At 72.1% G+C, this 8,981-nt stretch carries 7 protein-coding genes and 1 tRNA gene; 2 read left to right on the top strand and 6 right to left on the bottom strand.

The window, feature by feature from the left end; translation table 11 throughout:
• Window positions 1-975 (top strand): aldo/keto reductase (locus QZ483_RS11005; protein ID WP_297083935.1); only part of this gene is annotated, 975 nt, incomplete at its 5' end.
• A gap of 22 nt (window positions 976-997) precedes the next feature.
• Here QZ483_RS11005 and QZ483_RS11000 read toward each other — a convergent pair.
• Window positions 998-1,315 carry a primosomal protein gene (locus tag QZ483_RS11000; protein WP_297083933.1) on the bottom strand — a complete coding sequence of 106 codons (318 nt, stop codon included), beginning with the start codon at window positions 1,313-1,315 and terminating at the stop codon, window positions 998-1,000.
• Window positions 1,316-1,357: 42 nt separating this feature from the next.
• Between QZ483_RS11000 and QZ483_RS10995 the strand changes: the two genes are divergently transcribed.
• Window positions 1,358-1,612 carry a DUF5703 family protein gene (locus tag QZ483_RS10995; RefSeq protein ID WP_297083932.1) on the top strand — a complete coding sequence of 85 codons (255 nt, stop codon included), beginning with the start codon at window positions 1,358-1,360 and terminating at the stop codon, window positions 1,610-1,612.
• Between the two features lie 4 nt (window positions 1,613-1,616).
• Here QZ483_RS10995 and QZ483_RS10990 read toward each other — a convergent pair whose 3' ends face one another.
• The 5 genes from QZ483_RS10990 to QZ483_RS10970 form a co-directional block, all read right to left on the bottom strand.
• The gene (locus QZ483_RS10990; protein WP_297083930.1) at window positions 1,617-2,918 is read right to left on the bottom strand and encodes a M20/M25/M40 family metallo-hydrolase; all 1,302 of its coding nucleotides are present in this window, start codon (window positions 2,916-2,918) and stop codon (window positions 1,617-1,619) included.
• A gap of 90 nt (window positions 2,919-3,008) precedes the next feature.
• Window positions 3,009-3,155 carry a GPGG-motif small membrane protein gene (locus QZ483_RS10985; RefSeq protein ID WP_297083928.1) on the bottom strand — a complete coding sequence of 49 codons (147 nt, stop codon included), beginning with the start codon at window positions 3,153-3,155 and terminating at the stop codon, window positions 3,009-3,011.
• A gap of 404 nt (window positions 3,156-3,559) precedes the next feature.
• Window positions 3,560-3,648: transfer RNA gene (locus QZ483_RS10980), tRNA-Leu, on the bottom strand.
• A 135-nt stretch (window positions 3,649-3,783) separates the two neighbouring features.
• On the bottom strand, window positions 3,784-7,170 hold the full coding sequence (locus QZ483_RS10975; protein WP_297083926.1) for an error-prone DNA polymerase: 3,387 nt from the start codon (window positions 7,168-7,170) through the stop codon (window positions 3,784-3,786).
• Entirely contained in the window at window positions 7,163-8,872 is a 1,710-nt protein-coding gene (locus tag QZ483_RS10970) for a DNA polymerase Y family protein (protein ID WP_297083924.1), read from the bottom strand. Before QZ483_RS10970 ends, QZ483_RS10975 begins: the two co-directional genes overlap by 8 nt.
• Between the last annotated feature and the right edge of the window lie 109 nt (window positions 8,873-8,981).

Here is an 8,981-nt window from a genome sequence, read left to right as displayed (position 1 = left end):
GTGCTCGGCATCCTCGGCGAGAACGGGGCCGGCAAATCGACCCTGATGAACATCGTCTCCGGCCTCATTCCGCCGGACGCGGGCGAGTTGGCGATCAACGGCCAACCCGCGCAGTTCGACAGCCCGCGCGACGCGACCGCCCTCGGCATCGGCATGGTGCACCAGCATTTCATGCTCGTCCCGGCGCTGACGGTCGTCGAGAACGTCATGCTGGGCGGCACGGTGGATCGTGCGGACGTCCAGATCTGCACCAAGGCGGGCATCCGCCGGACCGCCGAGGGCGGCGTCATCGACGCCTCTCGCGACACGTTGCTCGACACTCTGGACGGATCGCTTGCGCGTCTGGGCACCGACCACGTGGACCTGTGGCTCGTGCATGCGTATGACCCGGTCGCCCCCGTCGAGGAGACGCTTCACGCGCTCGAGATCGCCGTGAACTCAGGACGCGCCAGGTACGTGGGCATCTCCAACCATCCTGGCTGGGCATCCGCGCGCATCGCGACGCTCGCGGACCGCCCGGCGATCAGCGCGACGCAGATGGAGTACTCGCTGGTGCAGCGGGGCGTCGAGCGCGAGGTCGTGCCCGCTGCGCAGGCGCTCGGGATGGGTGTGCTCGCGTGGTCGCCGCTGGGCCGCGGGGTCCTCACGGGCAAGTATCGGGACGCGATTCCGGCGGATTCCCGCGCGGCCTCCGAGCACCTCTCGGGCTTCGTCGCGCCCTACCTCGATGACAGGTCGGGCGCCATCGTCGACGCCTTGGCGACCGCAGCAGAGGGCCTCGACCGCGCCCCTCTCCAGGTCGCCCTGGCCTGGGTGCTCTCCCGCCCGGCCGTCGCATCGGCCGTCGTGGGAGCCCGCACGGCGCGCCAACTCAAGCCATCTCTGGAGGCCGCCGGCCTCGATCTCCCTGCCGCGATCTCGGACGCGCTCGACGAGGTCTCGTCACCGCCGCTGGGCTACCCGGAGCGGCGGTAGCGCGGATGACGACGTCGAGCGCCTATCGCAGGTCGAAGTCCTCGATGTCGTCGTCCATGTCGTCTTCGTCCTCGGCCGCGTGCGCGTCGAGTTCCTCGTCGTCCTCGTCGTCCCCGTTCGAGTCCTCGCCGTCGTCGAAGTCCTCGTCAAGCACCACCGGCAGGGTCTCCGCGTACTCCACGTCGAGCGCGGCCTCGTATTCCTCGAACGCGGAGGCGACCGCCTCGTACGCGTCGTCGACCGCGGCGTCGGTCGCCCCACGGCGCGTCGTCACGGCCCCGAGGTGCTCCTCCAGGGCTGCGACCAGGCGCCTCAGCGCCTCGCGTGCATCGGTGCTCATGGTGACGACGGTACCCGGCAATGCAGTTGAATGGGAGGGGATATGAGAGAAAGCGATCAGCAGCCAGCACACGTGATCTCGCCATCGCGCGGGCGTGCGAGCGCGCCCAGCCGCTTCGAGTGGCGCGTGGTCGAGATCCCGCGCGACGTGACCCGCTCCGAGGTGCGGGCGCTCGTCACCGAGCAGGCGGAATACGGGCGGTGGGAACTCAAGCGCTCGCAGATCCTCGTCGGCGGCGCCAGGCGCGTGTGGCTGCGCCGGCGCGTGATGCGGGTGCAGCGCTCCGACGCGGCCTGAGGCCTCAGCAGTCGCGCAGGAACGCCGTCAGCACGCGCGTGCCGAAGTGCAGGCTGTCGACCGGGATGCGCTCGTCGATGCCGTGGAACAGCGACGGGAAGTCCAGGTCCGGCGGCAGCTGCAAGGGCGCGAAGCCGTAGCCGGTGATGCCGATCGACGCGAGGTGCTTGTTGTCCGTGCCTCCCATGAGGGAGTACGGCAGCACCGGCGCGTCCGGGTCCTCGACGCCCAGCGCCGCGATCATCTTGTCCACCAGGGCACCCTCGAACGGCACCTCGAGGCTGCGCTCCTCGATGTAGGGCTCGACCTTCACGTGCGTGCCGGCGAGCTCCTCGATCTGACGCAGCACCTGCTCCTGCTGGCCGTGCAGGTAGCGGGTGTCGACGTATCCCACGGCCGAGTCCGGCACCACGTTGGTCTTGTAGCCGGCGTCCATCATGGTGGGATTCGAGGTGTTGCGCACAGAGGCCTCGATCATGGGCGCCATGGCACCGAGGCCGGCCACGAGGCGGTCGATGCACTCGGGCGTGGGCTCGTACTCGATGCCCTCGAGCTCGGCGACGCCCTGCAGCAGGCGCTCAGCCGTGGGGGTGAGCTCCACAGGCCAGGTGTGGGAGCCGATGCGCGACAGGGCTCCCGCGAGATGCGCCACTGCGTTGTCGCGGTGGACCAGCGAGCCGTGGCCCTGCTTGCCGCTCGCGATGAGCTTGAGCCACTGGATGCCCTTCTCCGCGGTCTGGATCAGGTACGCGCGCTTGCCTCCAACGTACACGGAGAAGCCGCCCACTTCGCTGACAGCCTCGGTCGCGCCGCGGAAGTCGTCCGCGTGGTTCTCGACCATCCACTTCGCGCCGCGCGCGCCGCCGTGCTCCTCGTCCGCGAAGAACGCGAGCACGATGTCGCGCGGGGGCTTCTCACCCGCCCGGATCATGGCGGCGACCGACGCGAGGATCATCGCGTCCATGTTCTTCATGTCGACCGCACCGCGGCCGTAGAGCATCCCGTCGATGATCTCCGCTCCGAACGGATCCACCGTCCAGTCCTGAGCGAAGGCCGGCACCACGTCGAGGTGCCCGTGCACTACGAGCGCGTCGCGGCTCGAGTCGCTTCCCTCCCACCGGCACGTCACAGACGCGCGTCCGGGCTCCGACTCACGGATCACGGGCTCGAGCTCCAGGTCCGACAGGAACGCCGCGACGTACTCGGCTGCCTCGCGCTCGCCCGGTCCCGGCTCGTCACCGTAGTTCGAGGTGTCGATGCGGATGAGGTCCTGGCAGATCTGGACGACGTCGAGGGAAGCAGTCATGGATTCAGGCTATCGCCCGGACACGGCGACGCCCGCCGGTCCGCGGCTGGCGGACGGGCGGGCGTCGATGCTGACGGTACGGGGCCGCCGTCAGGTGAAGATACTGACTCCACCGGGGCCCACGAGCAGGCCGACGATGATGAGAATCACGCCCCACAGGATGTCCTTCTGGATGATGCGGACGATGCCGAGAATCACGAGGATCACTGCGATGATCCACAGGATGGTGCCGAGCATGGTGCTCTCCTTCGCTGCGTGTCTGTACCGCTTCTGTCCTTCGAGCCAACCACACATCGGCCCTGCATATTCCGTCGCCGTTACCGTTTCGTGATCTTGGGGTGCAGTACACACCGGTCTTCCCTGGGGCAACGGCGGCGTTCGACAGCCATCCTCCACTGGGAGACGGCGCCGCTCCCAGACCCGCACTGAGGCACCACTGTGGCGCTCAGTTTCGGGTGCACAGTCTGAGCGCCGCAGTGGACGCTCAGTGTGGGCTCCGGCGCCGCACGTGATCCTGATGGAGGACCAGCGTGGCGGCGCCGCGAGGCGTGGGCGCGCGGGACCCCGGCCTGCGCCGCACCGCGCCCAGGCCCACGCCGGGGAACGAGAAAGGGCCGGGAGTCTGCGACTCCCGGCCCTGCTGGTGTCCGAGGGGGGACTTGAACCCCCACGCCCTAAAACGGGCACTAGCACCTCAAGCTAGCGCGTCTGCCAATTCCGCCACCCGGACAGGTGTTCCGAGGCCGCCGGGACAGGTCCCGCAGCGCCTCAGCGCGACGGCAATGGTAGCACGGTGGAAGCGGCCCGATGAAACCCAGCGGCGCCTTCCTGAAGGCAAGCGGACGTGCGGGCGGTGACTGCCGGGTCACCTGAAGTCGCGGCTCTTGGCCGGGACCTTGAGGCTCAGCGGCGACAGGTGCTCGGCCACCAGGTTCGTGGCGCCGTCCGCGCGCTCGATCCGGCCGCGGATGACCAGCGCCGGCGAGCGGCGCGCGACGGCCTGGAACCGCCGCCACACGCCCTTCGAGCAGATGACGTTGAGGAAGCCCGTCTCGTCCTCGAGCGAGATGAACGTGACCCCCTTGGCTGTGCCGGGGCGCTGGCGGTGCGTGACCACGCCGGCGACAGTGACGCGCCGTTCCGCCTCATGCCCCAGCACTCCGGCGACGGTGAGCACCCCCTGGGCGTCGAGGCCGTCACGCACGAACACCGTGGGATAGCTGTCCGCGGACACCCCTGCTGCCCACACATCCGCGACGGCCTCCTCGACCGCGCTCATCCCGGGCAGCATGGGCGCGTCGACACCGGTCTCGACGCCCTCGAGGGTGTCGGGCCCCTCCCGCGCCAGCGCACCCGAGGCCCACAGGCCCTCGCGGCGCGTCACCCCGAGCGGCTCGAGCGCGCCGGCGGTGGCGAGCGCCTCCCACTGGGCGACGGTGAGTCCCTTCTCGGGGGCGAGGCCAGCCTCGCCTCGCACGCCGGCCGGCCGCACTCGCACTCGCCGCGCCATGTCGGTCAGTGAGGCGAAGGGCCGCTCCGCGCGGGCGTCGACGATCGCCTGGGCGGCGTCCTCCCCCAGCCCCCGCACCGCAGACAGGCCGATGCGCACCGCGAGCGACCGGTCGACGTGCGTCAGCGCGGCCATGTCCACGCGCGTCTCGGCGGGTGGCTCGAAGGGCTCGGCGAGCCGCTCGACCCGCGCGAGCACGTCCGAGCGCTCGACGCTGGGACGCAGCACCACCTGGCCGTGACGGCGAGCATCCGCGGCGAGCGACTGCGGGCTGTAGAAGCCCATGGGCTGCGCGGCGAGCAGGCCCGCGTAGAACGCCGCGGGGCGGTGGACCTTGAGCCAGCTCGACGCGTACACCAGGTACGCGAACGAGTACGAGTGGGACTCCGGGAAGCCGAAGTCGCTGAAGGCCTTGAGCTTGTCGAAGATCTGCTCGGCGACGTCCGCGGTGATGCCGCGCTCGTTCGCCCCCACCATGAAGCGCGCGCGCAGCGCCTCCATCCGCTCGGGGCTGCGCTTGGATCCCATCGCGCGGCGCAGCTGGTCCGCGAGCGAGCCGTCGAAGCCCGCGCAGTCCATCGCCATCTGCATGAGCTGCTCCTGGAACAGCGGCACCCCGAGCGTCTTGCCCAGCGACTTCTCGAGCAGCGGGTGCAGGTAGGTGACGGGCTCACGCCCGCGGGCGCGGTTGATGTACGGGTGGACGGAGCCGCCCTGGATGGGTCCTGGCCGGATGAGGGCGACCTCGATGACGATGTCGTAGAAGCGCCGGGGCCTGAGGCGCGGCAGCGTCGCCATCTGGGCGCGCGACTCGACCTGGAAGACGCCCACGGTGTCCGCGGCGCACAGCAGGTCGTAGACCTCGGGATCCTCCTGGGGCAGCGCGTGCAGGCCCAGTTCCTCGCCCTGGGTGTCGCGCATGAAGCCGAACGCATACTTGAGCGCCGACAGCATGCCCAGCCCCAGCAGGTCGAACTTCACGAGCCCGGCATCGGCGCAGTCGTCCTTGTCCCACTGCAGCACGGTGCGCCCGGGCATGCGGGCCCACTCCACCGGGCACACGTCGATGACGGGCCGGTCGCACAGCACCATGCCTCCGGGGTGGATCCCCAGGTGCCGCGGCAGGCGCATGAAGCGGTCGGCGAGGTCGAGCACGGGCTCGGGGATGTGGTCGAGGTCCTGCGTGGGCGGCGGCTCGGGCCACATTGCGTCGCGCTGCTTGGCGGCCCACTCCTCCATCTGGTGCTGCGGGATGCGCAGCGAGCCCCAGCGGTCGATGCTCTTGGACCACGCGTCCTGCTGGCCCACGTCGTAGCCGAGAGCCTTCGCGGCATCCCGGACCGCCGAGCGGGGCCGGTACTGGATCACGTTGGCGACCATCGCGGCGTTGATGCGCCCAAACCGCTGAAACACGTACTGGATGACCTCTTCGCGGCGGTCGGATTCGATGTCGACGTCGATGTCCGGCGGGCCGTCCCGCTCGGGGGCCAGGAAGCGCTCGAACAGCAGCCCGTGGGTCACGGCGTCGACGGCGGTGACCCCGAGCGCGAAGCACACGGCGGAGTTGGCCGCGGAGCCGCGTCCCTGGCACAGGATGTCGTGGTCGCGGCAGAAGCTCACGATGTCGTGGACGATGAGGAAGTAGCCGGGGAAGTCGAGCGCCTCGATGACGTTGAGCTCGTGCTCGAGCTGCCTCCACGCTCCGGGCACGCGCTCGTCGTGGGGCGGCCCGTAGCGGGCGTACGCACCGCGGCGCACCAGCTCGCGCAGCCACGACGCCTCGGTGTGGCCGTCGGGCACCGGGTAGGGCGGCAGGTTCGGGGCCACGAGGTCGAGGTCGAACGCGCACTCCGCCGCGAGCCTCGCCGCGGTCGACACCGCCTGCGGATGACGCCGGTGACGGCGCATCATCTCCGCCGCCGAGCGCAAGTGCCCTCCTGCGCCGCCAGGGAGCCAGCCGTCCATGTCGTCGAGCGACGAGCGCGCCCGCACGGCGGCCAGCGCCCCCGCGAGATCCGCATCGCGCGGCGTGGCGTAGTGCGCGCCTGTCGTGGCCACGAGGGGCACGCGCGCATCGAACGCGAGGTCCGCCAGCGCGGCGTTGCGCTCGGAGTCGAACGGATCGCCGGTGTCCGTGATCTCGACGGCCACGCCGTCGCGCCCGAACAGCGCGGTGAGCCGGTCCAGCTCGCGCGTGGCCGCCGTGTACCCCAGCGGGGTCACGGCGCCGGAGAGCGCATTCGCCCCCGGCACGCCGACTCCCGCGAGGGCACGCCGCACGGACCCTTTGCGGCAGCCGGTGAGCACCAGGAACTGCCCGTCGCCGGTCGCGGCGAGGTCCTCGAGCGTGTAGCGCGCCAGTCCCTTCTCCCCCGTCGCGAGGTGGGCCATGCCGATCGCGTGGGACAGCCGCCCGTAGCCCTCCGGCCCGCGTGCGAGCACCAGCAGGTGACTGCCGCGCGGGTCGGGCACTCCCGTGGGCGGGTCCAGCACGGGCGGCCCGCCCGGAGTCTCGGGCGCACCCAGGTGCAGCTCGGCGCCAAAGACCGTGGGCAGGTCGATCGCGCGCGCGGCATTGGCGAAGCGCACCGCCCCGTACAGCCCGTCGTGATCGGTGATCGCGAGGGCACTGAGGCCCAGCCGCCCCGCCTCGGCCGCCATCTCCTCGGGGTGGCTCGCGCCGTCGAGGAAGCTGAAGGCGCTGTGGGCATGCAGCTCCGCGTAGTCGACGCAGTCAGTCATAGACGGCCTCGAGCACCCAGCCTCCGCCGGTGAAGGCCGCGAGCAGCGCCGGCCCCGGGGAGCCGTCGGGCTCACGCAGCGCGAGCTGCAGGCACGCCCGGCGCGAGGCGTCCTCCGACCACCAGCGCTCGACCACGGGCCACGGCCCGGCCCACGCCTCCACGGGGCGCGGCAGCCCCCAGGCCGGCCCATCCTGACGGCCCACGCGCCCGGATGAGGGGTGGCGGCGCACGGCGGCGGCACGCTCATCGTCGGGCTCGGCCCGGCGACGCACCCACGTGGGCGGGGCGCTCATCCCCAGGCGGCGATCGACCATCACGGGCGCCCCTCCCGCGTCGAGCACCTCGAGCGGCTCGGGCACCGGCAGCACCGTCGCCGGCGCGGGATCGGGGATGCGTCCTGGCCAGGGATGCTCGATACGGCGCGCGGGATCGGCCTCCTGCCCCCACGGCAGCGCGAGCACCCGGTCGCGCGGGGATCTGCCGCCCTGCTCGCGCACGGCGAGCACGGCATCGGCCCCCAGCAGTCCCTGCACCCGCTCGAGCGTGCGCTGGGCTCGCGAGTCCGCCCCGGACACACCACCCCACAGGTACGCCTGCTCCGACCCGAGCGGCACCACGTCCTCCGCCGTGAGCCCCAGCGAGGTCAGCGGCGCGCGCTCCGGTCCCGTCGAGGTCCCCGACAGCCATCCCTCGAGCTGCCAGCGCACGCGATCGGTCATGTGCCGCGCGAAGGCCCCCGCACGCGACCCCACGTCCGTGCGCCACACGCGCTCGAGCACGTCGCCGCGCTCGGTCGTGGCGGTGATGCGCACGCGTCCGCAGCGCACGCCGGCATCCAGCAGGGCGGCGTCCAGCAGCCCGGCGACGTGCGCGGCGACCAGGGCGAGCTGCTCGACGCGCTGGGCGGGCTCCTCGAAGCCGTAGGACACCGCGATGTCCTCCTCCGAGCGGCGCAGGACCGGCGGTCGCACGTCCTCGCCGCGGCCGGTGCGGTGCGCCCACATCCCCACCGGGCCAAAGCGCGCGAGCACGTCGCCCGCAGGCAGCGCCGTGAACTGCGACAGCGTGGTGAGACCCAGCCGGGTGAGGACGCCCACCAGGTCCTCGACCTGCTCGCGCTGCCGCCTCTCCATCGCCGCGAGCGGCAGCACGTCCACCGGGGCGTCAGCAAGGTAGTCCGCTGACTGTCCAACCGGCACGAGCGTCGACGAGCGCGCCGCCAGTACCGCCGCCAGCAGGCCGTCGGCCATTCCCACCGCGCACTCGCATCCCGCGAGCTCCGCGACCGCGGTGACCAGCGCCTCCGCCAGCGCCTCCTCGGAACCGTGGAAGCGCGCGGCGCCGTCTGCGGGGATCATCAGCAGCCCCGGGCGAGAGATCTCCACCCCGGAGACCACGTCCTCGGCCGCAGCGGCCACCGCCTCGAATGCCCGCGCGTCCCGGCCCTCGTCGTGGGACAGGATCGCGATCTCAGGGCACGCGCGCTGAGCGAGCCGCCGTCGCATCCCGCGACGCACTCCCGCCGCGCGGGCGGCCGCCGAGACCGCGAGCATCCCCCGGCCGTGCAGCACCGCCGCCGGGGCGTCCGGCTTCAGGCCCGCCTCCGCCATCGCCGCCACCACCGGCCAGTCGGGCACCCACAGCACGGCACGCCGAGTGGTCGCGACGGGTGCGCCCCGCGCGGGCGCGGTCTCGCTCATGCGACCTCCTCGTCCACGTCGACGCGCGCACCCGGCCGCGTCCAGCGCATCCCGGGATCGGCATCGAGCAGCACCCGCACGCGACGCACCGCACCGGCCCGCCGCCCGG

This window comes from uncultured Demequina sp. (assembly GCF_913055775.1).
GTDB lineage: Bacteria > Actinomycetota > Actinomycetes > Actinomycetales > Demequinaceae > Demequina.
Note: the sequence above shows the minus strand (reverse complement) of the source record. Positions and strands in the feature narration are given on the sequence as shown.